The following is a 25391-nucleotide window of genomic DNA, read 5'->3' on the forward strand; positions in this document are numbered from 1 at the left end:
ACGGCAGTCCTCACGTTTCAGCGGTCCACGACAGGGAGAACCACCTGGGATAGGTGCGCGCCATCGTGATGGACGCGAATGGTGGCGCGTTGCCGGCGGGACGACACGGTTTCGAGATCTCCCGTGTGCAGGTTGCGCGAAAAGTTGGGAAAGAAGCTCGCGGAGATCTGCGCCCGCACGCGATGCCCGCGCTTGAAGAGGTTGCTGGTGACCAGGTGGTCAAGCCGGAGCTCGTAGACCTGGCCGGGCTCGAGGAGTTGCCGCCCCTTTTCCAGATCCCGGTAACTGGCCCGCACCACGTCGAGTCCTGGGCTCATGAGGTTGTAGGCGGTGCCGTCAGGCGCGACGTCGAGCACGCGGACCCACAGGTCAGTGTCGCGGCAATCGCACGACAGATAGATGCGGGCGAGGATCGGGCCCGTGACCTCGGTATCGCGGTCAAGCGGCGGCGAATCGAAAGTGAGCACGTCACTGCGATCGGTGAGTCGCCGGTAGTCGTGCGCACCGGCCCCATCGTACGGATTGGTCACCGGGGCATCAGGGTCGGCGATGAACTCGCTGGGCGTCTTGGCGTCGGTTGGCGGTTCCGACCTGAGCGTGCCGAGCCGGGGAGCCGCGCCAGGCGAGGGGGACAAGTAATAGACGCGGGAGCGCGCCGGCGGCGGCCAGGCGCTGGCGGTCTTCCACCGGTTGTCGCCCATGACGAAGTAGCGCACGGCGGGATCCGGCGGCGTCTCCGGGCGGTCACCGCGCAGGTGACGGTCCATCCAGTCCAGGACCACCTCGTCGTAGGCAATCGCCGCCGCGGGGCCGAACTCGCGTTCGCCCGACTTGGTGCGAGCGGTAGCGTCCACGCCGTGCACCCAGGGACCAATTAGCAAGGCCGTGCCCGATGGTTGCCCGCCCCGCGCGCGCACCAGGCCGGTGAAGTTGGTCGTCGCTCCCTCCGGCCCGTAGTTGTCGTCGTGCCAGCCAGACAGGTTCAGCACGGCGGCTTGCGTGCGCGAGTACTTGCCGCGCAGCTCGGCAAAGTTCCAGAAGGGGTCGTCGGGCGGATGGTGCAGCCAGTCGAAGTAATAGGGCGCGACCTCGCGAAACTCCTCGAGACGATCGAGCGGTAGCGTGCCCGTCAACTTCCGCTCCACCGCCGGCCAGCCGGCGCGCGCGTCGGCCGAGGTCCTTGGCCCAGGCAGGTTCCTCCTGACGCGAACGTCCGGGGCGATGTTCTGCCAGATCCAGTACGCCCAGGACATGTCCCAGACGCCCCAGGTGTAGAAGAAGTTCTGGGGGGTCGAGAACGTCATGGCCGGGACCATGGCCTTCAAGTGCGGCGGCGCCTCGACGGCGGCCAGCCATTGCACCGCGCCGGGATAGGACAACCCGAACGTGCCGACGTTGCCGTCTGACCACGGCTGGCGCGCGGCCCATTCGATGGTGTCGAAGCCGTCGCGCCCTTCATTTTCGTAGGGCCGAAACTCCCCGTCCGACCGGTAGCGGCCTCGCACGTCCTGCACGACGACGGCGTAGCCCCGCTCGACCGCGCGGCTGAAGGTCGTCTCGTCGTCAAGTGCCGCATGCTTGCCGTACGGCGTGCGATAGACCAACGTGGGGAAGCGTCCCTGAGCGGGCGGACGCAAGACATCAGCGCGAAGGACGACGCCATCCCGCATCGGCACCGCCACATCAACTTCGCGCAGCATGGTCCGGCCGGCGGGCGTCGGCGTCTGGGCCGACAGCGTCAACGCGAAGAGGGTGGCGAACGCGACCTGGTAGCGGGCGATCGGGTGGTGGGTGAGGCGCATTTGACCTTTGAGCGGCAGCACGACCACGGCGTGTCACCGCGAAGTATACTCCCGCGATGCACGCCAGCATGGGCGCCTATCGCCGTGTGCTGCCGGACGGTCTGGTCATCGCCTCGGCACAGCCGGAACACGCCGGCCAACTCGAAGCGCTTCAGCGCGTGGTGTTTCCGACCTTGGCTGACGATCAGCGCTTCAAGGCCGCCCACTACCACAAGCACATTGAGTTGTTTCGGGCCGGGCAGTTGGTCGGGCTTGACGGCGATCGCGTGGTGGCGGCCACGGCGACCATCCGGCTGCATTTCGATTTCAACGACCGCACGCATACCTTTGCCGATGTCATCCAGGGCGGATGGCTGACGTCGCACGAGCCGGACGGCGACTGGCTGTACGGCGCCGACATCGGCGTGCACCCCGACTATCGCGGACGCGGGCTGGCGCAGGCGCTTTACGCCGCCCGCCAGGAACTGGTCTGGGCATTGGGGCTCAAGGGACAGGTGACGGCGGGCATGATGAGCGGATTTGGTGCCGTCAAGCACCGGATGAGCGCCGAGTCATACTATGAGGGGCTGGTGAGCGGCCGGATCAACGACCCCACGCTGTCGATGCAGCAGAAGGTGGGGTTCGAGTTCCGGGCGCTGCTCAAGGATTACTTGAGCGATCCAGTCTGCGACAACTACAGTGTGCTGATCGTGCTCGATGCGGCCAGGGACGTGCAGGGCGCCGTCCGGCCGGTCGCGCCCGCCAGGCAATTGAAGGAGAGAGTGATGTCATCGATTCAGCTGAAGACTGAAGTGCCCGGCCCGCGCAGCAAGGCGTTGCTCGCCCGCCGGCTCGCGGCGGTACCCACCGGCCTCGGCAAGGCGACCGACGTTGTCGTCGAGCGCGCCGAGGGCGCCCTCGTGCACGACGTGGATGGCAACACCTTCATCGACTTCGTCGGCGGCATCGGTGCGCTGGCGGTCGGCCACTGCCCACCTCCCGTCGTGCAGGCGATTCAGGCCGAGGCGGAAAAGCTGATCCACGTGGGCTCGCTCGTGGCGACCTACGAGTCGTACGTGAGGCTGTGCGAACTGCTCAACGAGATCACACCCGGGACGTTCGCCAAGAAGACGCTGCTCTCCAACAGCGGCGCCGAAGCGGTGGAAAACGCCGTGAAGGCGGCACGGGCATTTACCAAACGGCCTGGCATCATCTGCTTCGAGGGCGCGTACCACGGCCGCACGCTGCTGGCGGTGAGCCTGACGAGCAAGTACGGGCTGTTCAAGAAGGGCATGGGTCCGTTCGCGGGGGAAATCGTCCGCTTGCCGATGCCCAATGCCTACCGTGCTCCCGAAGGCATGACCGCGGAGGATTGCGTCACCTGGACCATTCACCAGCTCGAGCACGCTTTCACGGCACAGGTCGATCCGGCAGAAGTCGCGGCGATGATCATCGAGCCGGTGCAGGGCGAGGGCGGCTTCATCCCGGTGCCGCCGCGCGTCATGCGGCGGATGCGCGAGCTGTGCGATCAGCACGGCATCGTGCTGATCGCCGACGAGGTGCAGTGCGGCTTTGCGCGCACCGGCAAGTTGTTCGCGCTGGAGCACTACGACGTCGCCGCCGACATCGTCGTCACCGCCAAGTCGCTTGGCGCCGGCATGCCGGTGAGTGCCATCACCGGGCGGGCCGAGATCATGGATGCCACGCACCTCGGCGGCATGGGCGGCACGTACGGCGGCAATCCGCTGACCTGCGTCGCGGCGATCGCGGCCATCGAGATGATCCGTCAGCCGGCGTTCCTGGCCCGGGCTGAACAGATTGGCGCGACGCTGCGAGAAACCCTCGAGGGATGGAAGAGCCGTCATCCGCTGATTGGCGACGTGCGCGGCCTGGGCTCAATGCTGGTGATCGAACTGGTGAAAGACCGCGCGTCGAAGCAGCCGGCACCGGACGAGACCCTGGCCATCATCAAGGCGGCGTGCCAGAAAGGCGTGATCGCCATGCGAGCCGGCCTCTTCACCAACTGCATCCGGTTCCTGCCGCCACTGGTCATCACCGACGACCAACTGCGCGAGGGCCTCGGGGTGGTCGAGCAGGCGCTGACCGAGGTGGAGGCACGCGTCCTGACGCCTGCGGCTGCGGGCAGGTCCTGACGCGCCGGGCGGTGATGCGCGCCGATACGGCCGAGACGATTTTCCACAACGGCGTTGTGTGGACGGGAGTCGGCGGCGACCCGCGCGCGACGGCGCTCGCCGTGTCGGGTGGCCGCATCGTCGCCGTCGGCGACAGCCCCAGAGTGCTCGCGCTGCGAGGGCGCGGCACGCTAGTGGTGGATCTGGCCGGGCAGACCTTGATCCCGGGGTTCGTGGATGCCCACGCGCACATCTGGAAGATCGGCCATCTGCTGACCACGCTGCTCGACCTGCGTGGCGCGTCGAGCCTCACTGGTCTCGGTGCGCAGCTGCGCGAGCGGGCCAGCCGTCTCGCGCCCGGCGCCTGGCTGCAAGGACGCGGCTACAACGAGGCGCGGTTTCCTGACGGCCGGCCACCCACGCGGGCCGACCTCGACACGGTGGTCGCCGACCGGCCCGTCGTGCTGATGCGGACCTGCGCCCACATCGTCGTCTGCAATAGCGTGGCGCTCGAGCGGGCCGGCATCGCGCGCGACACGGCGACGCCGCCGGGCGGCGAGATCGATCGCGGCCCCGACGGTGAGCCGACCGGCGTGCTGCGCGAAGCGGCGATGGGGCTCGTGCTGCGCCACGTGCCGCCGCCGTCGGCCGCTGACTACGAGGCGATGGTCACCGCCGCCCTGCGGCATCAAGTGTCGCTCGGCATCACCAGCACCAACGACGCTGGCGTTGCGCCGGAGCTCCTCGACCGCTACCGGCAGATGGACCAGGACGGGCGGTTGCCGATCCGCATCAACGTGATGGCGCTGCGGCTGGTCGATGGCGTCGGCGCGGTACCGCTCCCCGCGCATCACCACCGGTCGGATCGACTGCGCATCGACACGGTGAAGTTCTTTGCCGACGGCGGTCTGAGCGGCGCCACGGCGGCGTTGAGCGTGCCCTACCGGCATGCCGACACGCGCGGCGTCCTGCGTTTCGAGTATGACGAATTTCTGGCGCTGGCCCGCGAGGCGCACCAGGCGGGCTGGCGGATTGCCACCCACGCCATTGGGGATGTCGCGATCGACCAGGTGCTGCGCGTCTACGAGGCGCTCCCTTTAACTCGCTCGCACTCGCTCAGGGCAGGTGGCCGCGGTGCGATGCGGCACCGCATCGAGCACTTCGGACTGCCAGGCGCCGATCATCTGGCACGGGCGGCCCGCCTCGGCGTGATTGCGGTTCCGCAGACGGTGTTCATCCACGCGCTTGGGCGCAACTTTCGGCAGTATCTGCCGGATGCCCTGTTGGCGCGCACCTACCCGGTGCGGTCGATGCTCGACGCCGGCGTGACGGTGGCGCTGTCGTCGGATGCGCCGGTGGTCGAAGATGATTCTCCGCTGCGCGGCATCCAGGCGGCGATGCTTCGTCGCGACGAGGACGGCCACGGGATTGCGGTGGGCGAGGCCATTTCGTTGGACGAGGCGCTCGACGCCTACACCCGGGGCGGCGCCATCGCATCGGGAGACGATGGGGAGCGCGGGTGCTTGCGCGAGGGGATGCTGGCGGACCTCGCGGTGTTGTCGGGCAACCTGCATGAGACGCCCGCCGAAGAGATCATTTCCCTGCGCGTGACGCAGACCTGGGTCGGCGGCGATCAGGCGTACTCGGGATAACCAACCATGACCTTCACTTATCAGCAGCACATCAACGGGGCCTGGACCGGCGCGGCCGGCGGCGGTACGTGGGACGTGATCAATCCCGCGACAGAGGAAGTGGTTCGCATCGTTCCGTTCGGCGGGCGCGAGGATTGCCACGCGGCGATCGAGGCGGCGGCGGGCGCTTTTCCGGGATGGTCTCGTCGCACGCCGTATGAGCGGGGCGCCATCCTGCAACGGGCGGCGGCCCGCATGCGCGAGGTGGCGAACGAGGGCGCCCACGCGATGGTGCTCGAGTGCGGCAAGCCGTTGGCGCAGGCTCGTGGCGAGTGGCTGGTCGCCGCCGATCTCTTCGACTGGTTCGCCGAAGAAGGCAAGCGCGCCTACGGCCGGACCATCCCCTCGCGGGTTGCCACCAAGCGGATGACCGTGCTGCGCCAGCCGCTCGGCGTGGTCGGCGTGATCACAGCGTGGAATTTTCCGGCCTACAACCCGGCGCGGGCGTGGGCGGCGGCGTTGGCCGCGGGGTGCACCGTGGTGGGCCGCCCGTCGGAGTTCACGCCGCTGACCGCGATGGCGATGACCGCGGTGCTGGTCGAGGCTGGGCTGCCCGCAGGCGTGCTGAATCTCGTCAACGGCGATCCCGAGGCGATGGGCCAGGCGATGCTGGACCATCCGGCGTGCCGGAAGATCAGCTTCACCGGCAGCGTCCGCGTCGGCAAGATCCTGATGGACGGCGCCTCGCGCACCGTCACGCGGCTCTCGCTCGAGCTCGGCGGCAACGCGCCGGTGATCGTGCTGCCTGACGTCGATCTCGAGCAGGTCGCCGCCGGCGCGATCGCCAGCAAGTTTCGCAACAACGGCCAGGTGTGCGTGTCGCCGCAGCGCTTCCTCGTGCACCGGCGCGTGGCCGAGGCGTTCGCCGACGACGTGGCGCGCCGCGCCGGCGAGTTGCGCCTGGGGAGCGGACTGGATGCCGCAGTGCAGGTGGGCCCGCTCATCAATGCCCGGCAGCGCGACCGCGTCGCTGCCCTGGTGGCCGGCGCGGCCGGCCAGGGCGTGGCGGTCCGTTCCGGCGGCCACATCCCCGCCGCCCTGCCGCACGGGTACTTCTTCGAGCCGACGGTGCTCTCGGGCGTCGCGGCCGACATGCCGGTGTTCCGCGAAGAGATCTTCGGACCGGTGATGCCCATCGTGACCTTCGACGAAGTGGACGAAGCGATCGCGCTGGCCAACCAGACGCCGTACGGCCTGGCCGCCTACATCTGGACCAACGACCTGCGAGCGTCGGTGAAGATCTCGGAGGCACTCGAGTTCGGCATGGTCGGTATCAACGAGTGGGCGCCGCACGCGACCGAGGCGCCGTTTGGCGGCTGGAAGCAGAGCGGCGTGGGCCACGAAAGTGGCAGCGAGGGGCTGTCGGAGTATCTCGAGACCAAGCTCGTCGCCATCGGCGGCCTGAGCTGACGATGTGGCGTCCGGCTTCAGCCGGACCCTGACCGGCCAAGCGAGGCGATCGCGGCATCGATCGCCGCGTGCAGCCGATCAACGATGATCTCGAGGTGCTGTTCCTCGATGATGAACGGCGGCGCGAGCAGGATGTGATCCCCGGCGACACCGTCGATGGTGCCGCCCATCGGGTAAGTCATCAGCCCCCTGGCCATGCCTTCGCGTTTGACACGGGCGTGCAACCGAGCAGCTGGGACGAACGGCGCCTTGGTGGCGCGATCCTCGACCAGTTCGACGGCGTGCAAGAGCCCGCGGCCCCTTATATCTCCGACATGCGGATGATCCGCGAAGCGGCTGGCCAGGCGCGCCGCCAGCGACTGGCCGCGCGCGCGCACGACGGCGAGCAACCCCTCGCGCTCGATCACCTGCTGCACGGCGAGCGCCGCCGCGCAGGCAACCGGGTGGCCGAGGTAGGTGTGGCCGTGCTGGAAGAAGCCGCTGCCGGCCGACATGGCATCGACGATCTTCTTGTGGGCCAGCACGGCGCCGATTGGCTGATAGCCGCCGCCGAGACCCTTCGCGATCGTCAACAGGTCGGGGACGACGCCCTCCTGTTCGCAGGCGTGCAGCGTGCCCGTGCGGCCCATGCCGCACATCACCTCGTCGAGGATCAGTAGCACACCGTGGCGGTCGCATACTTCCCTGATCGCCTTGAAGTAGCCGGGTGCCGGCGTCACGGCGCCCGCGGTCGCGCCGCCCACCGTCTCGGCGACAAACGCGATGACCCGCTGTTCGCCACACGCCGTTATCGTCGCGTCGAGTTCGGCGGCGAGCCGCGCGCCGTACGCCTCGGCCGTTTCATGGGCACGCTGGTCGCGGTAGGCGTAGCACGGCGCGACGTGCTTGACGTCGATCAGCAGCGGCGCGAACTGCCGGCGTCGCGCCTCGTGGCCGCCGACCGCAAGCGCGCCCAGCGTATTGCCGTGATAGCTCTGGCGGCGCGCGATGAACACGCCGCGCTCGGGCTGACCGATCTCGACGAAATACTGCCGGGCCATCTTGAGGGCAGCTTCAACGGCTTCGGAGCCGCCGCTCACGAAGTAGACGTGTTCCATCCCCGCCGGGGCGGTGCGCGCCAGCTGATCGGCGAGCGCCTCCGCCGGCGCCGAGGTGAAGAAGCTGGTGTGCGCGTAGGCCAGCCGATCGATCTGCGCGTGCATGGCCGCGGCCACTGCGGGATGGCCGTGGCCCAGGCACGACACGGCGGCGCCGCCGCAGGCATCGAGATACTGCTTCCCCGAAGCATCCGTGAGGTAAACGCCCTGGCCGGTGACGGCGACCGGCGGCGTGACCCGGAGGTGGCGATGAAGGATGTGGGTCACGGCTTCACGGTGGCGAGGATGCGATCGAGCGCGTCGTAAGGTGCGAACTCGGCATGCTCGTAGATGTTCCAGCCCGTGAACACCGCGATCAGCTGGTGCTCGGGCACGACGATCAGGCGCTGCCCGCCGTAGCCGAGCGCGGCGTAGGCATGCTTCGAGCCGTCGCCGTACGGGAGTACCCACCACTGGTTGCCGTACTTGCGCGAGCGCGGCTGGCCGGGACGCGTATCGACCAGCGGCATCGTCGACGCCTTGACCCAGCCTTCGGGCAGCAGACGGCGGCCATCCCACATGCCGTCATTCAAATACAGGTAGCCGATCTTCGCCAGGTCGCGCGCGGTGAGGTACAGCCCGCCCTCGGTGTCGGACAGGCCCTTCGGCGTGCGCTTCCAGTAGGTGTCGGTGATGCCGAGCGGCGCGAAGAGGTGCTCGGCGGCGTACTCATCCGCCTGCTTGCCGGTGACCTTCTTGATCAGCTGTGACAGCAGCTCGGTGGCACCGCTGTTGTAGACGAAGGTGGCGCCCGGGGCCGTGGCCATCGGCTGGTCGAGCACGAACTGGATCCAGTCGTCGCTCTTCTCCATGCCGGCGCAGCTGTTGGCCGGGTCGGTGTAGGCCACCGTGCTCTCGTCCCACTTGATGCCGGCCGTCATCGTCAGCAGGTGGTTGAGCGTGAGGTCGTCACGACGCGGGTCGGCGCCGGCGACGCGGAAATCGCCGGCGAAGTAGGGCATCACCCTGGCGTCGACGCCGGGCAGCTCGCCCCGGCCAATCGCGATTCCGATTAGCGCGGACGTCACGCTCTTGCTGACCGACTGCATGGTGTGCAGGGGCCCGTGTTGATAGAACGGGTGCCAGTCCGGATCGTAGTAGTTGTACGGACCGCGCACCGGGTCGCGGCCGGCAAACAGGGCATCGAAATCGTGGCGGTACGATTTGTCGATTACCACCTTGCCGTTGCGAATGACGAGCATGGCGGTGATCTGCCCGCGCGCGCCCGAGGCGAACTCGGCGTCGAGCGCGGCGAGCTTGGCGCCATCAAGCCCCTCGGCCTCCGGCGAAGACGCCGCCCAGGCCTTGGTCGGCCAGGGCGTGGCCGGCGGTGTCTCTGGTGCCGCCGCACACCCGGCCAGAACGACGACGATGCTTGCCACGACCACTTGCCTCAACATATTTGCGCTCCTTGCCGTCGCCCGGCCGGGGAACGGTACCACGAACGCGGCTACAATCGCCTCATCATGACCAACGACGACCGCCAGTTAGGCATGGGCTCCCCAATCACGCGCCGTGACTTCCTGAACGGCGTGGCCGTTGGCGTCGGTGCCGCGGCCGCGGGAGCGCTGTCTCCAGATTTCGCGACCCTGCTCGCCCAAGGCCAGGCCGGTGGGTATCCGCCGGCATTGACCGGCCTGCGCGGGTCGCACGCCGGCTCGTTCGAGGTCTTTCACTCGATGGCGAACGGCACTTTCTGGAAGACCGCGGCCGAGCCCCAGGTCACCGGTGAGGAGTACGACCTGGTGGTAGTCGGCGCCGGCATCAGCGGCCTGGCGGCCGCCCACTACTTCCGCAAGGCCCGGCCCGAGGCCCGCATCCTGCTGCTCGACAACCACGACGACTTCGGCGGCCACGCCAAGCGCAACGAGTTCACGCACAACGGCCGCACCTACATCGGCTACGGCGGCACGCAGTCGATCGACAGCCCGGCGCCGTACAGCGCGGTGTCGAAAGCGCTGGTCACCGAACTGGGCATCGACATGGCCCGTTACGACAAGGTGCTCGACTCGGGACTCTACAAGTCGCTGGGCCTGCGGTCGGCGACCTTCTTCGACCAGGAGACCTACGGCGCCGATCGCCTCGTCACCGGCGATCTCCGCGACGAGGCGTTCCAGGCGGCCGCGCCGCTCAGCGACACCGTCCGGCGCGATCTCAAGCGGCTGCTCACCGAGCGCTTCGATCCGATGCCGGGACTCAACTCGACGGAAAAGAAAGCGCGCCTGGCGCGGATGAGTTACACCGACTTTCTCACTAAGCTGTGGCAGCTCGATGCCGGCGTCGCGCGGCTCTACCAGACGCGCACCCACGGCCTGTTCGGCGTGGGCGTCGACGCGGTCCCGGCGCAGGATGCGTTTGGATTGGGCCTGCCGGGCTTCGCCGGCATGGGGCTCGACAATAAGCCTGGACCGGGCCAGAACTTCGACTCGATCCAGAGTGACGAGGCGCAGAACTACTACTTCCACTTTCCCGACGGCAACGCCACGATGGCGCGGCTGCTGGTTCGCCGGCTGATTCCCATCGCCATTCCGGGATCCACGCTGGACGATGTGGTGACGGCGCGCGCCGACTATTCGAAGCTCGACACGGCCGACACGCCGGTGCGGATTCGCTTGAGCAGCTCCGCGATGCGCGTGCGTCACGTCGGCGCTCCGGGTCCTAGTCAACGTGTCGAGGTCGCATACCTGCAAGGCGACAAGACCCTCAAGACCGTGTCGGCGCGCTCGGTCATCCTGGCCTGCTGGCACACGGCGATTCCGTCGATCTGCCCCGAGCTGCCGGCCGCGCAGAAGACGGCGCTCGACTACGCGATCAAAGTGCCGCTCGTCTACACCAACGTGTTCATCCGGAACTGGACCGCCTTTCAAAAACTGGGCGTGCAGCGCGTCTCGACACCCGGATTCTGGCACACCTCGGTCGGCCTCGACTTTCCCGTCAGCCTCGGGTCTTACAAGCATCAGACCAACCCAGCCGAGCCCATCGTGCTGCATTTGACGAAGTCGGCGTGCCGGCCCGGCTTGCCGGTGCGCGAACAGCACCGCGTGGGCCGCGCAGAGTTGCTCTCAACGTCGTTTGCCACCATCGAACGCAGCATTCGCGATCAACTGGGCCGCGCGCTTGGCGGTGGCGGGTTCGATCCGGCAGCAGACATTCTCGGCATTACCGTCAACCGCTGGCCGCATGGTTACGCCTACCAGTACAACTCACTGGCCGACGACTTCTGGGTAAACGGCGGCGAACAGCCCTGCGCCGTCGCGCGCAAGCCGCACGGGCGGATTGCCATCGCCAACGCCGACGCCGGCGCCTATTCCTACACCGACGCGGCCATCGACCACGCCCATCGCGCGGTCCAGGAACTGCTCGCGTAGTGTCTGTCGCGCCCCGGATCCCGCGGACGCTCGGCTTGACGGACTTGGTGCTGCTCGGCACCGTCGCGATCGTCAACGTCAACACCGTGCCACCGGTGGCGGGTTTCGGGCGGGCGACTTTGCTGTTGTGGGTGGTCGCCTTTGCCGCGTTCTTCATCCCGGAAGCGATCGCCGTGATGGCGCTGTCGCGCCGCTACCCGGGTGAAGGCGGCGTGTATCTGTGGGCCCGTCGTCACTTCGGCGACATTCACGGGTTCGTCTCAGGCTGGTGTTACTGGACCAACAACCTCTTTTACGTGCCCGTCCTGCTGGTGTATCTGGCCGGCGTGGTCGCCTTCGCCGGTGGCGCCAGCACCGCCGGGCTGGTTGACGACAAGTGGTTCGTCGCGACGGTTGCCTTTGGCTGGCTGGCGATCATCACCGTCGCCAACGTGCGGGGGATGGGTGTCGGCAAGTGGGTCCACAACATCGGCGGCATCGGCAGTGGCGTCACGGTAGTGCTGCTGGTGGTGGCCGCGATGGTGGCGCGCTGGCAGGGCGTGGCCGCGACACCGGCGGCCGTCGAGGGTTCGGCGCTCGACATGGTGAGCGGGCTGGGCGTGATGTGCTTTGCCTTCATTGGCATCGAGCTGGCGTCGACGATGTCGGATGAGATCCGGCATCCGGAGCGCGACATCCCGCGCGCGATCGCGATCGTCGGGGCGATTGCGATCGTGTCGTACCTGCTGGTCACCGACGCGTTGCTGGCGCTGGTGCCTTCCGGTGAGCTCGGTGCGATTCAGGGGGTGATGCAGGCAGTGTCGCGCGGCGCCGAGGCGGCCGGCGCCGGCTGGCTGGTGGCGCCGATTGCCGTGGTAATGGCCATCTCGATTGGCGGTGCCACGTCGGCGTGGTTCGCGGGTCCGGCGCGTATTCCGTTCGTGGCCGGGCTCGACAGCGCGTTGCCGGCGGCACTCGGCCGCCTGCATCCACGCTGGGGATCACCGCACGTCGCGCTCATCACCTGCGCGCTGCTGTCGGCGGGGCTCACCGCGTTGTCGTTGACCGGGTCGAGCGTCGCGGAGGCGTATCAGGTGCTATTGAGGGCCTCGGTGGTGATCAACCTGGTGCCGTTCGTCTATACGTTTCTCGTCCTGCTGACGCTCGACACGGCCCGCCCGTTCGAGCGCACAGCCGGGGCGGTCGGCGCGCTGGTGACCAGCGCGGGAATGATCACGGCGTTCCTGCCGGGCGACGATGTGACGAGCGTGGTGGTGTTCGAGTTGAAGATGGTGGCCGGCGTGGGCGGGCCGATTGCGATCGGGTTGTGGTTGTACTGGCGATCACACGGCCGGCTGCGGTCCTGAGCTTCGCTGTTTCTGCGACACCCTCGGTCGCGCAACATCGCAGTTTTTGCGACATCTGGCCGGACGCTGTGCGGATTCTCGCCTGATTAACGGCGGCATGCCGTTCGCAGTTGTACGGCCCATGCCGACCGAACGCACTTCCCCGCTGCCCGCACCGCCTCCCAAGCTGTTCGATCAGATCAGGACAGCCATACAGCTGCGCCACTACAGTCCGCGGACCGCGGAAACCTATGGGCAGCCGGTGTTCCTCGACCGGCCACGTGTCACTCCCTGTGCCATTCACTTGCCACGCATCTCTTGGAGTCTGGGTATGACATCCGAACGATTCAGGAGTTATTGGGCCATCGCGATGTCAGTACGACCATGATCTACACGCACGTGCTCAATCAGGGTGGGCGTGGCGTGCGGAGCCCCTTTGACCAACTGGCGCAGGGACTCGGGCGGCGGTGAGCTGGGCTATGCCGACCGGGAGCCGCGGGAATATCGAACTATGCTGATCGGCCTATCCCGGTCTTCAGCGAGGTGATCGCATTGCCAAAAGCAGCAGGTTCATGAAGTTCCAGTGCCGTGTTCCGGTGCCGTTGACCGGCCTGAACCCGGGGACTACACTGCGCCTGTCGTTTGAATAACGAAGTAGGCGGTTCAGCCGACTTCTTGTCAGACGGACGACAATACGGCCATTGACGCGCAGATGGATATTGGTGACGATGAGTCGTGGATTTCACGGTCATCGGCGAAATCGCGGAGATCGAGACATTCGCAATTGGCCGGCGCATTCACGAGTTGAAGCGTCTGCGAAAGAAGTACGGTCGGGGCCGTTGGCGGAAGCGCAAGGGCCTGGCTACTGTCCGGCTTTCGGACGGGGTCGTAGCGCAAGCGGAGTTGCATTGGTACGAGGCCACCGGTATCGGCCGTCGTGAACTGAAGATCAAGCGTTACCTCGATTAAGAGCCATGGCAAAACCACGTCGCCACTTCGCGGTCTGTGTTCGAAACGAAGGGTATGAAGTGTCGCTCGAACTCCGGAAGATCTACGAGGTTCTTCCTGACAAGGCAGCGGGACGCCACCGGCAGATTCGGGTCGTCGATGAATCCGGCGAAGACTATTTGTTTCCGGCTTCGTGGTTCGCGGCCATCGAATTGCCAACACCGATCAAGAGAGCGGTACTGGCAGCCGTCTAACATCCCAATGGAGCCGACGCCCTTGCCACGCCTACGCGTGTCTGCGGGCGCGGCTCATTTGGCGCGTTAGACCGCTGAACCACCAGTGGTGAAGGATCCTCATATTGCGGGGCGTGGATGTCGTCGGCGCCCACGAGGAGGCACGATGAGGCGGTCGGCAGGAGCAGTTGTCGTCATCGTTCTTAGCGTTGCGCCGTTCGGCGCCCACGCGCAGGATCCGCTGGCGGCGCTCCGTGGATTGGCAGTGGGCACCCCGGTCATAGCCACGACGGTATCGGGCGTCCTGGTCGAGGGTGAGGCCAAGGCTGCGACCGCCGACCAATTCGTCGTTGTCACGAAGACCGGTGAGGAGCGGCAGATCGCGGTCGGAGAACTCCACACCGTGAGGGCGCTGAAACGTGATTCAGCCTGGCAGGGGCTCGTCGCTGGGGCTGCGCTCGGATTCAGCGGAGGTGCGGGACTTGGTGCCGCGTGGTTCCATGGAAGCGGGCGGTACGGAGCCAAACCTCCGGGCTACCGACGAGACTTCATCGTCGGATCGGGCGTGCTGGGCAGTGTGGTCGGTGCGCTCATTGGCTGGCGCGTTGACGCGGCACGGGTCCGCAGTTCAGTGGTCTACCAGGCGCCGTCAATTCGGTAGAGACACTCGTCATGGTTACTCATTGGGACCAGGACAAGATACACGCGGGTCTAACATGGCAGGCAGCCGACATCCGTGTGCGACTACGAGCCCGCTGCGGCTGATGCCCGACGTTAGCCGGACAACCACGACAGCTACGAAGCGGAGGCGTTCTTTGAACAATTCCCCACTCAGCACGAAGATTTCGCGGGTAATGCTTGGCGCCGGCTTGCTGGCGTTTGTCTATGTGTTGCTGACACCACGTGTGTTGCCTGACGTAATCTCGTCGGACACTGTGCCCAACGGCGCCATCGGCCCTGTGCGCGCGCTCGTGGGCATGCTGTTGGGTGCGATGTTGATGGTGGCTTGGTGCTTGCTGCGAGCGGTCATCCGGCGATCTCGAGCCGTTCAGTGACGCGACTGCCGTGTGATTCAGCTTCGGAGTCCGGGCCACAGGCGGTCAAGCCCGATGTTTCCAGTAGCCCGGACGCCGGCTCGAATGAGCCACGGCGATGATGTAGACATCGGCGGGCCGGATTCGATACGCGACGACGTAAGGAAACCCGCGCACTTTGAGTTGACGCGAAGGGAGCCGCCCCGCCGCGGCGACCCGACTTCCGGAAAAGACTCCACCAGTGCGAACGTGCCTGCGACGGCGTCGAACAACCGACCGCCCCAGCCCGAGCGACGTGCTTCGTGCCAGCGCACGGCCTCAGCCAGTTCCAGCGAGGCGGGCTCGCTGATCTGTAGCGGCGTCACCGGCCGAGCACGTCCCGTTCGATTCGGCGTTTGGCATCCGACCAGGGCTCCAGTCGGACCGTTCCCGCTTCGATGGCCTCGATACGACGTTCGATCTCGGCGTCCCAGGCGCTTTCTGCGTCCGCATCAACCGGTCCATCAAGGCTGGCGAGCAGCTCGGCGGCGACGTCCGCGCGTGCGCACGTCCACGTTCGGCGCGATCGTGACCATTGCAAGTTCTGGCTGTCTCCGGTCGAGTTGACGTGGAATCATGGCTGCAGCCCGCGCGAACTCAATGAGATTCGGCGTGTGGTCATCGAGAACGAGTCATCCATCATCGAGGCTTGGCATGAGCACTGCGGTCAGCGTTGAGAACCGAATCGGTCACATCGTGGTCACGGACGAGACGATCACTGCCCACCTCGTTGATGGTCGCGTCATCAGCGTGCCGCTGGCGTGGTCGTGGCGACTGTCAGACGCAACACCTGCCCAACGCGAGAATTGGGAACTCATCGGCGACGGCGCTGGCGTGCATTGGCCTGATGTCGACGAAGATCTAAGTGCGGACGGTCTTCTCAACGGTGCTCCCGCCCGTCGACCTCGACGCGGTGATGCTCAGTCATCACCGGCTAACAAGGCGCTGCATCCGACGAGCCGCGCTCGACAGAAACCCAAGCCGAAGCAGCGCTCCCGCGCGGCTCGCGGCTGAGCGCCGATCGTTAGCCGGACGGATTCGGCGACACCAAATAGCATTGCCACTTCCTGGCACCACCTCGACCGACGAGCGACACGATGCGTGGGTCCAAGCTGCCGAGCGCATCTGCCGTGAGCAGGTGAGCCAAGGCTGGCGCCACCAAGTGTTCAGGCTTGTGCGTGCTGTTTTCGACGAATCAACCGCTGTCAGATGAGGGTAGGGGTTCTTTTCAACCGGGTTGCCGAGAACTATGTCGACTCGGCATTGATGTGCTTGGAAAGGGGGCTCGACGTCGATGACGGCGGTCATCGTTTTTGCCTTCATGGGTTGAATGCGGTCCTGTTCCTGGCATCGGGTGGTACCGGGCAGATCCTCGTGGGAATCGCGCCGGAGTCGATGCCCAGTTCATTCCGCCCACCGAACGGCTGGCGTTTTCGTTGCGGCTACCAGGCGAGGTGGACCTGCCGGACATTTGGCCGGACCCGATGCCAGTAGTTGTCAACACCATTCGAGCGCATGACAACGCAGGGGTATTGGGAGAGAATCTTCCCGATCTCAAACTGTCCCCGGCCTGACAGGCGGTGCACCCGACGGCCGGTGAGCGATCTGGTATCCAGGAAGTCAATCCACCTGAAAGGCCTGCTGATGTTCCCCAATCGCCCGCTTGCCGCTTCGCTCGTCGCCGCCGTCCTGTTCGTCGCGGCGCCGGGTGCCCAGGACCGCACGGCAATGCCGCCTATTCGCGGCTTCTCGCCGGAGGGTTCGCTCGCCCAGCGAGCGACCGAGCGTCGCCTGCGAGAGCTGCCCAACGCCGAGTCAATCAAGGCATGGCACCGCTACTTCACGGCGAAGCCGCACCCGGCCACCTCTCCGCGTACCCTCGAGATCGCCAACTACATCGCCGCGCAATGGAAGGCGCAAGGGCTGGACGAGGTCGTGATCCGGAGGTACGACGTGCTGTCGTCCAATCCGAGAAGGATTCGCGCCGAACTCGTGGCGCCGATCCGGTACGTGCCGTCGCTGAGGGAGGATCCCTACCGGGAAGACCCGGACTCTTCCCAGAAGGCCATCAGCGGCGCGTGGCTGTCGTTCTCCGCGTCCGGCGACGTCACCGCGCCGGTGGTCTACGCCAACAGTGGGAATCCCGCCGATTACGACGTGCTGCGCCGCAACGGCATCGATCCCAGGGGCAAGATCGTGATCGTCCGCTACTCGAACCCTTACAGCTACCGCGGATTCAAGGCCCTCACCGCCGAGCGGGAAGGTGCGGCCGCGATGATTGTCTACTCGGACCCGCAGGAGGACGGCTACGTCAAGGGCGAGACGTTCCCCAAGGGCCCGTGGGGACCGGCGAGCCATTTTCAGCGCGGCGGCATCGCCTACGACTACCTGGTCCCCGGCGATCCGTTGACGCCGGGCTGGGCGTCCACGCCTGGCGCCAGGCGCATCCCGATTGGCGAGGCGGTGTCGGTGCCGAAGGTGATGGCCCTGCCGATGTCGTATCGCGACATTCAACCCATCCTTGAAAAGCTCGGCGGACCGCTGGCGCCGGCCGAGTGGAGGGGCGCCTTGCCGATTGAGTATCGACTCGGCGGCGAGGTGGCGCGCATGCGCCTGCAGATCGACATGCGGACCGACGTGCAGCCGAACTACGTGGTAGAGGGACGCATCACCGGCAGCGAGTTGCCCGACGAGTGGGTGGTGTTGGGCAACCATCACGATGCGTGGGTCTTTGGCGGCGTCGATCCCTCGAGCGGCACGGCGTCGATGATGGAGCTGACCAAGTCGCTCGGCCGACTCAAGCAGGAAGGCACGCGCCCCAAGCGGACGCTGGTGTTCTGCGCCTGGGACGGCGAGGAGGTCACGCTCACCGGGTCCACTGAATGGGGGGAGCAGTTTGCCGCTGAACTCAGGGAGAAGGCAGTCGCATACCTGAACGTCGATTCGTCGGCATCCGGACCGCGGCTCGAACTGTCGGCGGTGGGATCGCTGGCGCCGATGGTGGTGGACCTGACCAAGGAGCTCCGCGACCCGTCCGGCGTGTCGCTGTACGAGGCGTGGCGGCGCCCCGAAGGCGAGAGCGACGGCCCGAAGGAGGGCACGCTGCCGGACCAGGCGCTGGCCGTGACCAGGATCGGCAGCGGGTCGGACCACACCGTGTTCATCAATCACGTCGGCCTGCCGGTGGTCGAGATGGGGTTCACCGGGCCGTACGGCGTCTACCACTCCGCCTACGACAGCCACTACTGGATCAACCAGATCGGCGATCCCGGTTACCGCTACCACCAGTTGATGACCGAGCTCTGGGGCTCGCTGGCGCTGCGGCTCGCCAATGCCGAGATCCTGCCGCTCGATGTCGAGTCGTACGCCGCGTCGGTTCGGGATTTCGTCCGCCACCTCGACGCGATCACGGGCGTGCGCGAGCACCTCGACATCCCGCGACTCGTGGACGGGGTGAAGGCGCTGCGGACATCGGGCCGGAAGTTGAACCTTCGCCTGGAGTCGGCACTGGCGGCCGGCGGGCCGACGCGCGAAGTGGCCGGCCGGGTCAACCGCAGCCTGCGGCAGTTCGAGCAGAACTGGTTGCACGAGGCGGGCATTCCCGGCCGTCCGTGGTTCAAGCACCTGCTCTACGCCCCGCGCTACACCTATGCCGCCATGACCCTGCCGGGCATTACCGAAGCCGCCGAACAGGGCGACTGGCCGCGCGCGGCCGCCCAGCTCTCGCTCGTCGCCGACGCGCTGGCGCGCAACAGCGCGCTTGCCGACGCCGCGGCCGCCGAGTTGCCGGCTGGCGCCGCGCTCACCAGCCTCGAAGCCCGGCTGCGACAGGTGCGCGACGAGGTCGACGGCCGCATGGCCGTTTATGTCGAGAACGTGACGACCGGCGAACGCGTGGCGATCGATGCCGATTCGCCGTACGAGACCTTCAGCGTGATCAAGGTGCCGCTGATGGCGGCCGTGCTCGAGCGCGTGCGCGAAGGCCGGCTGTCGCTCTCGGATCGCATCACGCTGACGGCCGACCAGCGCCGGATCCCCTCGGGCGTGCTCTACGCCCTCGATGCCGGGCTCCAGCCGACCGTGAAGGACCTCCTCACGTTGATGATCATCATCAGCGACAACGAAGCCACCGACGCGCTGGGCGACCTGGTGGGCCGGGACGAGGTGACGCGCTTTATGGGGCGCCTGGGTCTGCCCAACACCATGATTCGGTTTTCCGATCTCGAATGGGATCGACTCTGGCTGTCGCAGTTGGATCCCTCCTATCGGGACGCCGGCGGCGATCGCACGGTCCAGTTTCCGTTTGCGAAGTATGGCGACGCCGCCGTTGGCGAGGCGTTTCGCAAGGTCATCGAGGACACCGGCCTCTACTTCGGCCGGAGCACGGCGCGGGAAACGGGGCGACTGTTCTCGCTAATGGCCAGGGGCGAACTGGTGTCACAGGATGCCTCGGCACTCATGGTGTCGATCCTCAAGCGTCAGCAGGTGAACAATCGCTTTCCGCGATACCTGGGCGCGGACGTCGAGGTGGCACACAAGACCGGTGATGGGCAGCCGTGGGTGGCCAACGATGCCGGCATCATGTGGGTCAAGGGGACGCCCATCGTGCTCGTGACCTTCGCCGGCCACCATCGCGGCACGACCGCGGAGATTCACGAGGCCGAGGCGCGCATCGCCGCCATCGTCGCCGACCACTTCGGCGGGACGGTCGACCGATCGGCGCTTCGTCCCTCGCCACCGCGGTGACCGCCAGACGATCGGAGGGCGGCTAGGGCGCGAGCCGGTTGTATTTCCGCAGCGCGCTGCGTAATCGGTCGTGCGGCAAGGCGTGCACGCGATTGCCGTCGCGTCCCACCATCGTCTCCGCCGCGACCACCGCATTGATGATGGCCTCTTCGGTGGCCTGAATCGCCCCCTGGAACAACGGGTCGATGGCGTCATTGGCGAGCATCGTCACCGCGGCCGTGGCCGGTTTCGCGTAGGCATCTGGATTGGCCGTTGAGAATGCCACGAAAATGTCGCCGGAACCGTTGCCGCCGGTGCCGCCGACGCGGGCCACGCCGAGCCCCGCGCGCTGCGCCAGCCGCCGCAGCTGGTGCGGCAGCAGCGGCGCGTTGGTGGCGATGACGACAATGATCGAGCCTGACTCGGGATTGTCACCCTGGACTGCGCGCGGACGCCCGGTCTCGGGCATCAGGTCAGGAATTTCTCGACCGACGGGCGCACCGGCCACGAGGAACTGCGGGCGCCGGCCGAAATTGGCTTGCACCAGGGCGCCGACCACGTAGTCGGCGCCGCCGGCCGTGACCACGCGCGAGGCGGTGCCGGTGCCACCCTTGAAGCCGAACGCGATCATGCCGGTGCCGCCGCCGACGTTGCCTTCAGGCACGGCGCCGGGCGTGGCGCCATCGAGCGCGGCCAACACGTGCTCGCGCTTGACGTGAAAACCCAAAATATCGTTCAGCGTGCCGTCGTAGGTTTCAGCCGCGATTGGCAAAGGCACGATGTCCGAGTAGCGAGCCATCCACTCCACCGCCGTGTCCCGAGCGACGCCGACGCTGTGCGTATTGGTGATGAGGATCGGCCCCTCGAGAAACCCGCCCTCGGTGATCCAGGTCGTGCCGGTCATCTCGCCGTTGCCGTTGAGCGTGTGCCACCCGGCGAACACGTTGTCGCCGGAGCGACCACGCGGCAGCACGGCGGTGACACCGGTGCGGACCGGGCCCTTCCCCCGCACGAGCGCGCCCTCACCAGTCACGATCGTGGCGAATCCGACCTCAACCCCCGTCACGTCGGTAATGGCGTTGCGCGACCCGGCGGTGCCCTCGAAGGGCACGCCGAGGTCGCGCGCGCGTGGCCGGACCGCGGCGTTCTGGCGCCGCACGAGGTCGGCCCAAGCGCGGGGCGCCCGCGCCGGCGCGCCCGCGCCGTCAACGACATTGGCATTCACGATCGCGAACGTCGTGGCCGACGGCGCCATCGCCGCGGGCCACGCGCGCGACATGGCGGCCAGGCCAAGCAGGAGCAGACCAAGCCTCAAGCCCCAGAGCCCACGGCTGAGGGACGCGGGCCGGGGCCGATCACGGTGCGTCGACGGTGTCAGCAAGGCGGGCAATCTCCTCGAGGGTGGTGACAAAACGCGTGAGAGCCTGTTCCAGGCGAGCCGTCTCGCGGGCGACCGCCGCGGCGTCGCCGACGCGAATCGCCTCGGCCAGCCCTGGCAGTGGCTGGCCCTCGTACAAAGAGTAGATGTTCCATCCGTAGATCACGTGCCGGTACCAGCGCGTCGCCGGGGGTTCCGACTCGTCCAACAACTGTTGCTCCAGCCGGACGAGCGCGTCGTTGAGCCGGCGCGCACGGACCGGATCGACCACACCCGCGGCGACATGTCGATCCAGCCGCGCTTCAATCGCAGACGCCGTAGTCATCGCCCGCGTGGCCAGGCCGCGGGCCGTCGCGAGGTCGGTGACCACTCGACGACGACCGGAATCATCGACCGCCCACCGAGCGGCGGTGTCGATGAACTCTTCCATCTTTCGCGCGTAGTGCGAATAGCGGAACGGGAGCAGTTCCGTCGACGCCAGGCGCATCACGGTCAGGCCGAGCACGCGCGCCAGGGTCTGGCCGACCTTGAAGCCGGGGTCGGTGTGCCGCTCCACGTACTGCCGCGTGTCGTAGTTGGAGTGATAGGGGCCGTAGCTCCCCTCGAAGTCGAACTCCATCTGCAAGGTGGGCAGTCCCAGGAAATCCTGGAACGCCACGAAGTCGGCGCCGCTGCCAAGCGCCGCCAGCTCCACTTCGTAGCCGTCGGGTCCGCGTCGGCGACGCTCCACCGGCTGTCGCTGCCATTGGTCGGCCCGCCAGCGGTCGTAGACCGAACCGCCGCCATCGTAGTGCGGCACCTCGCGCGTCACCTGCACGAGGAAGTCGCGGAGCGAGGGCGTGCCGCCGCCGTCGAAGCGGCCGCGCATCGACAGGTCGGTATTGATGTAGACGATGGCCTTCTCGCGCAGCTCGGCTTGCATCGCCTCGGCGTACTCCGTCGATCCGATCAGCCCGAACTCCTCCGCATCCCAGAAGGCAAAGACTATGGAACGCTCTGGCGTCCAGCCCGATCGCGCGAGGGCCGCGAGGCCGCGTGCCACCTCGAATGTCGGTGCCAGTCCCGTGCCGGGATCCATCCCGCCGAAACTCCACGCATCGTGATGGGTGCCGAGCACGATCCAGCGGTCGGGATCACGGCCGGTGATCTTCCCGATCACGTTGCGAATGGGCCGCCGGCTCGCCTCCATCTGCACGTCGAGCCGCACCGTCACCGGGCCCGGGCCCAGCCGATAGGTGAACGGCAGCCCGCCCTGGAACCCGGCCGGCACCGGTGGACCGGTCAGCTTCGACAGGATCTTCGACGCCTCCTTCCACGACAGCACCACCGCGGGGATCTTGGGAAGGGTCGGCACCGTGGCCGGATCGAGGGCCGGGGCGCCGCGCGTGGCGCCGACGCCGGGCGTTAGCGGATCGCCGTGCCAGAACCAGCTGTACTTGGCATTGCCGCTCTGCGACTGGAAATCGGCGCGCCAGGGGCCGTCGGGCCATTCCAGGCCGCGCGCATAGCCGTCATCCGCCGGATCGGAATAGATGATGATGCCCGCCGCGCCGGCGTGTTCCGCGGTGTGAACCTTCACGGCGCGGTGGCTGCGCGCGTAGCGCGCGATTACGATCTTGCCGCGCACGTCGACGCCGGCCGCGGCCAGGCTGGCGTAGTCGGGCGGCAGGCCGTAGTTCACGTAGACGACCGGTGCACTGACCGTGCCCGACGCGGAGTAGGCGACAAACGCCGGACCCAGTTCAGGATGCGCGCCGTCAGGATCGCGCGGATCGACGGGCTCGCGGACGGCCAGCGATTCGGCGCTCGGCGAGACGATGTCCACCGTCACCGACTTCGGCGTGGACAGGTGCACGAGGTAGTCGCGCACTTCGGTCTGCAAGCCCGCCGTGTCGAGCGCGCGTCGCACCCGCTCGGCCACCGCCATCGAGCGCGCCGATCCGGCGATGTGCGGATGCTCGGTGACCAGCTGGTGCATGGTGCTGATCGACTCGGTCGAGACGCCGCTCAGAAAGCGCTGTTCAACCGCCCGCATGGCGGCCGCCCGCGACGGCGATGCGCCGAGCGGGGCCGGCGGCGGCGCGGCGGCAGTTGACGCCACGGGTGACTGACGCGGCACGACGGGCAAGATCAGGCGTGACGGATGCGACGCGTCGTGAAGAATGGTCTGCGTTGCGCTGACCACCGCGGCGTCGTGACCGAAGACCCCGCCGGTGTTGGGGTTGCGGTCGAAACGGGGGAAATTGCTGCTCGATACCTCGAGGCGGATCCGGTGTCCGGCGCGAAACAGGTTGGACGTGGCGCCGAGGTCGATCGTAATCTCGGTGGGCTCGCCGGGCGTCAAGAGCGCCGGCGCCGTCTTGCCGGCCCGGTAGCGCGCGCGCATGATGCCGTCGGCGAGGGCCCGGGCCGTGCCGTCAGGAAACACATCCACCAATGTGCCGGTGAAGTCGGTGTCGCGCGCGCTCGACGCGATCCAGAGCGTGAGCGCGAGGGGACCGGTCACTTCGAGGTCGGCGGTCAGCGGCGAGCTGGTGTAGACGAGCACGTCGGGGCGCTGCTCGATCGTCCGCCGATCGATTGGCGCACGCGAGTAGCCGCCGCTCGAGCCCGTCGGCACCGGGTCCTTCGGGTCATAGGTGTATTGGTCCGGTGGCTCTTGACCCGGGGCCGCAAGGTCGAGGCGTCCATCCCCCGACAGCGTGGCTGCATGGCCGCCGCTGCGCAGGTAATAGGCGGTGGATCGGGTCCGCGCGAGGGGCCATTCCTGTTCGTCGCGCCACCGGTTTTCTCCCATGACGAACAGGCGCACCGGCGCCTGATCTGCGGGGTTGGTCCGGCTGAAGCCGGACGCCACACTGTTTCCGCTGGAGTCCGCATTGGCACCGTCGCGGAGCCAGTAGTCAAACCAGCTGAGCATGGCTTCGTCCGCGCTAAAACCGGCGTCCGGACCGAAATCGACATTCCCGATCGCCGTGGTGTCCTTGCTCGGTCGCGCGTGGGTCCAGGGGCCGACCACGAGGCGCTGGTAGCGGCGCGCGGTGTCGGTGGCCGCGCGCGCGCGCAGGCCCGTGAAGTTGCGTAGCGTGCCAGTGAGCAAGGTGTCGTACCAGCCGGTCAGGTGGAAGGCTGGCACAAGGAAACGGTCGTGACGAGACTCAATGTCGGAGGGATCCCAGAACGCGTCGGCGTCGGGGTGGGCGAGCATCTGCCGGTAACCGGGCGCAAAGCGATCCAGACCGAGTTCATTGAAGGAGCTGAGCGGCAGGTGCCACAACCATGACGATCTGAGCAGGGCCGACTGTTTCGGGTCCAGGCCGATTGGGTTGTCCCGGTCCTGGTCCGGCGCCAACTCCCGGCGCCGGACGTCGATCGCCTGGCCGAGATTCCACCCGAGCCCGTCACTGAGGTAGAACGCACCGCCCTGGAAGACCATGTCATGGCGGCGGCTGTAAGACGAGGCGGGAAACAGTGCCACGAGCGCCGGTGGCTGACGGGTCGCGGCCTGGAGTTGGGTCGTCGCCAGGTAGCTGCCGCCGAACATGCCGACGCGACCGTCGACGCCCGGCAGGGACGCGGCCCATTGCACTGAATCGTAGCCATCGTCAGCCTCATCGTGGGGACGGGCGACGCCGTCCGAGGTGTAGCGCCCCCGGGTGTCTTGCACGACCACGACGAACCCACGCGCCGCGATGGCGCTGAATCGCCGGGCCGAGTCGCGATCGTTCTTGGAGTAGGGCGTGCGCTGCAGCAGGGCGGGCAGTTTGGCGGGCCGGGACTGCAGTCCCGGCCGGGCCGCAGCAGGCCGGTAGACATCGGCACGAAGAACGATGCCGTCCCGCATGCGGGCGGGGACGTTCTTCTCGATGTGGACCTCAGGCGACACCTGTGCCGGAAGTGAGGCGGCGGCGAGCAGGAGCAGCGCCAGGACCGGTACGGCACGAATGACCATGAGAATCGGGACGTTAACCCCCGGCGCCCCGGGTGTCAATCCGCACCGGAATTGCCTGGGACGAACGCCGTCGTGTGGAATATCGCTCGTTGACACTGCAGCTCAACCGCTGGATAATCCGCCCGGATGTAATCCGGTGTAACTCAGGGACTGCCGTCGTCGACGGCAGTGACCTACGCGCGTGTGGAAACTGGATTGGGAGGATGCGATGCGGCAACGTATGGCCTGGGTCTTGATGA

Annotated in this window: 15 protein-coding genes and 3 pseudogenes; 12 read left to right on the forward strand and 6 right to left on the reverse strand. The window is 67.2% G+C overall.

Translation table 11 applies throughout. From position 1 onward, the window contains the following. Positions 1–17: 17 nt before the first annotated feature. Positions 18–1802, reverse strand: a complete 1785-nt coding sequence (locus Q8T13_02345) for a CocE/NonD family hydrolase (GenBank protein ID MDP3716588.1) — start codon at positions 1800–1802, stop codon at positions 18–20. A gap of 68 nt (positions 1803–1870) precedes the next feature. Between Q8T13_02345 and Q8T13_02350 the strand changes: the two are divergent. From Q8T13_02350 to Q8T13_02365, 4 genes and pseudogenes are all read left to right on the forward strand, one after another. Beyond that, positions 1871–2260: pseudogene (locus Q8T13_02350) on the forward strand (GNAT family N-acetyltransferase). Between the two features lie 306 nt (positions 2261–2566). After that, positions 2567–3934 (forward strand): aspartate aminotransferase family protein, encoded by a 1368-nt coding sequence (locus Q8T13_02355; protein ID MDP3716589.1) that lies wholly within the window; start codon positions 2567–2569, stop codon positions 3932–3934. Positions 3935–3948: 14 nt separating this feature from the next. After that, entirely contained in the window at positions 3949–5565 is a 1617-nt protein-coding gene (locus tag Q8T13_02360; protein ID MDP3716590.1) for an amidohydrolase, read from the forward strand. A gap of 6 nt (positions 5566–5571) precedes the next feature. Continuing rightward, entirely contained in the window at positions 5572–7014 is a 1443-nt protein-coding gene (locus tag Q8T13_02365; GenBank protein MDP3716591.1) for an NAD-dependent succinate-semialdehyde dehydrogenase, read from the forward strand. A 17-nt stretch (positions 7015–7031) separates the two neighbouring features. On the opposite strand, the gene Q8T13_02370 is transcribed toward Q8T13_02365, so the two are convergent. Both Q8T13_02370 and Q8T13_02375 read right to left on the reverse strand, forming a co-directional pair. Further along, positions 7032–8378, reverse strand: a complete 1347-nt coding sequence (locus tag Q8T13_02370) for an aspartate aminotransferase family protein (protein ID MDP3716592.1) — start codon at positions 8376–8378, stop codon at positions 7032–7034. Then, the gene (locus tag Q8T13_02375; protein ID MDP3716593.1) at positions 8375–9550 is read right to left on the reverse strand and encodes a serine hydrolase; all 1176 of its coding nucleotides are present in this window, start codon (positions 9548–9550) and stop codon (positions 8375–8377) included. The genes Q8T13_02370 and Q8T13_02375 overlap by 4 nt, the downstream gene beginning before the upstream one ends. Before the next feature lie 66 nt (positions 9551–9616). On the opposite strand from Q8T13_02375, the gene Q8T13_02380 reads away from it, so the two are divergent. The 6 genes and pseudogenes from Q8T13_02380 to Q8T13_02405 all read left to right on the forward strand — a co-directional run bounded on the left by Q8T13_02380 (position 9617) and on the right by Q8T13_02405 (position 14685). Continuing rightward, positions 9617–11518 (forward strand): NAD(P)/FAD-dependent oxidoreductase, encoded by a 1902-nt coding sequence (locus Q8T13_02380; GenBank protein MDP3716594.1) that lies wholly within the window; start codon positions 9617–9619, stop codon positions 11516–11518. Beyond that, entirely contained in the window at positions 11518–12864 is a 1347-nt protein-coding gene (locus Q8T13_02385) for an APC family permease (GenBank protein MDP3716595.1), read from the forward strand. Before Q8T13_02380 ends, Q8T13_02385 begins: the two co-directional genes overlap by 1 nt. Before the next feature lie 237 nt (positions 12865–13101). Continuing rightward, positions 13102–13314: pseudogene (locus Q8T13_02390) on the forward strand (tyrosine-type recombinase/integrase). 264 nt (positions 13315–13578) lie between these two features. Beyond that, positions 13579–13812 (forward strand): hypothetical protein, encoded by a 234-nt coding sequence (locus tag Q8T13_02395; protein MDP3716596.1) that lies wholly within the window; start codon positions 13579–13581, stop codon positions 13810–13812. 5 nt (positions 13813–13817) lie between these two features. Continuing rightward, a complete protein-coding gene (locus tag Q8T13_02400; GenBank protein ID MDP3716597.1) occupies positions 13818–14045 on the forward strand; it encodes a hypothetical protein in 228 nt (75 codons plus the stop codon). A gap of 145 nt (positions 14046–14190) precedes the next feature. After that, on the forward strand, positions 14191–14685 hold the full coding sequence (locus tag Q8T13_02405; GenBank protein MDP3716598.1) for a hypothetical protein: 495 nt from the start codon (positions 14191–14193) through the stop codon (positions 14683–14685). Positions 14686–15419: 734 nt separating this feature from the next. On the opposite strand, the gene Q8T13_02410 is transcribed toward Q8T13_02405, so the two are convergent. Continuing rightward, entirely contained in the window at positions 15420–15638 is a 219-nt protein-coding gene (locus tag Q8T13_02410) for an addiction module protein (GenBank protein MDP3716599.1), read from the reverse strand. 113 nt (positions 15639–15751) lie between these two features. Between Q8T13_02410 and Q8T13_02415 the strand changes: the two are divergent. Together Q8T13_02415 and Q8T13_02420 are read left to right on the forward strand one after the other, a co-directional pair. Beyond that, positions 15752–16006: pseudogene (locus tag Q8T13_02415) on the forward strand (DUF2442 domain-containing protein). A 735-nt stretch (positions 16007–16741) separates the two neighbouring features. Further along, complete coding sequence (locus Q8T13_02420) at positions 16742–19843, forward strand: serine hydrolase (protein ID MDP3716600.1); 3102 nt, start codon at positions 16742–16744, stop codon at positions 19841–19843. 22 nt (positions 19844–19865) lie between these two features. Here Q8T13_02420 and Q8T13_02425 read toward each other — a convergent pair whose 3' ends face one another. Continuing rightward, positions 19866–21137, reverse strand: coding sequence for a P1 family peptidase (locus tag Q8T13_02425; GenBank protein MDP3716601.1), 1272 nt, complete (start codon positions 21135–21137; stop codon positions 19866–19868). Positions 21138–21177: 40 nt separating this feature from the next. Further along, positions 21178–25152: a CocE/NonD family hydrolase gene (locus tag Q8T13_02430; protein MDP3716602.1), complete on the reverse strand. Its 3975-nt coding sequence runs from the start codon at positions 25150–25152 to the stop codon at positions 21178–21180. Positions 25153–25391 lie beyond the last annotated feature (239 nt).

The organism is Acidobacteriota bacterium, from assembly GCA_030697165.1.
Lineage (GTDB): Bacteria > Acidobacteriota > Vicinamibacteria > Vicinamibacterales > UBA2999 > 12-FULL-67-14b.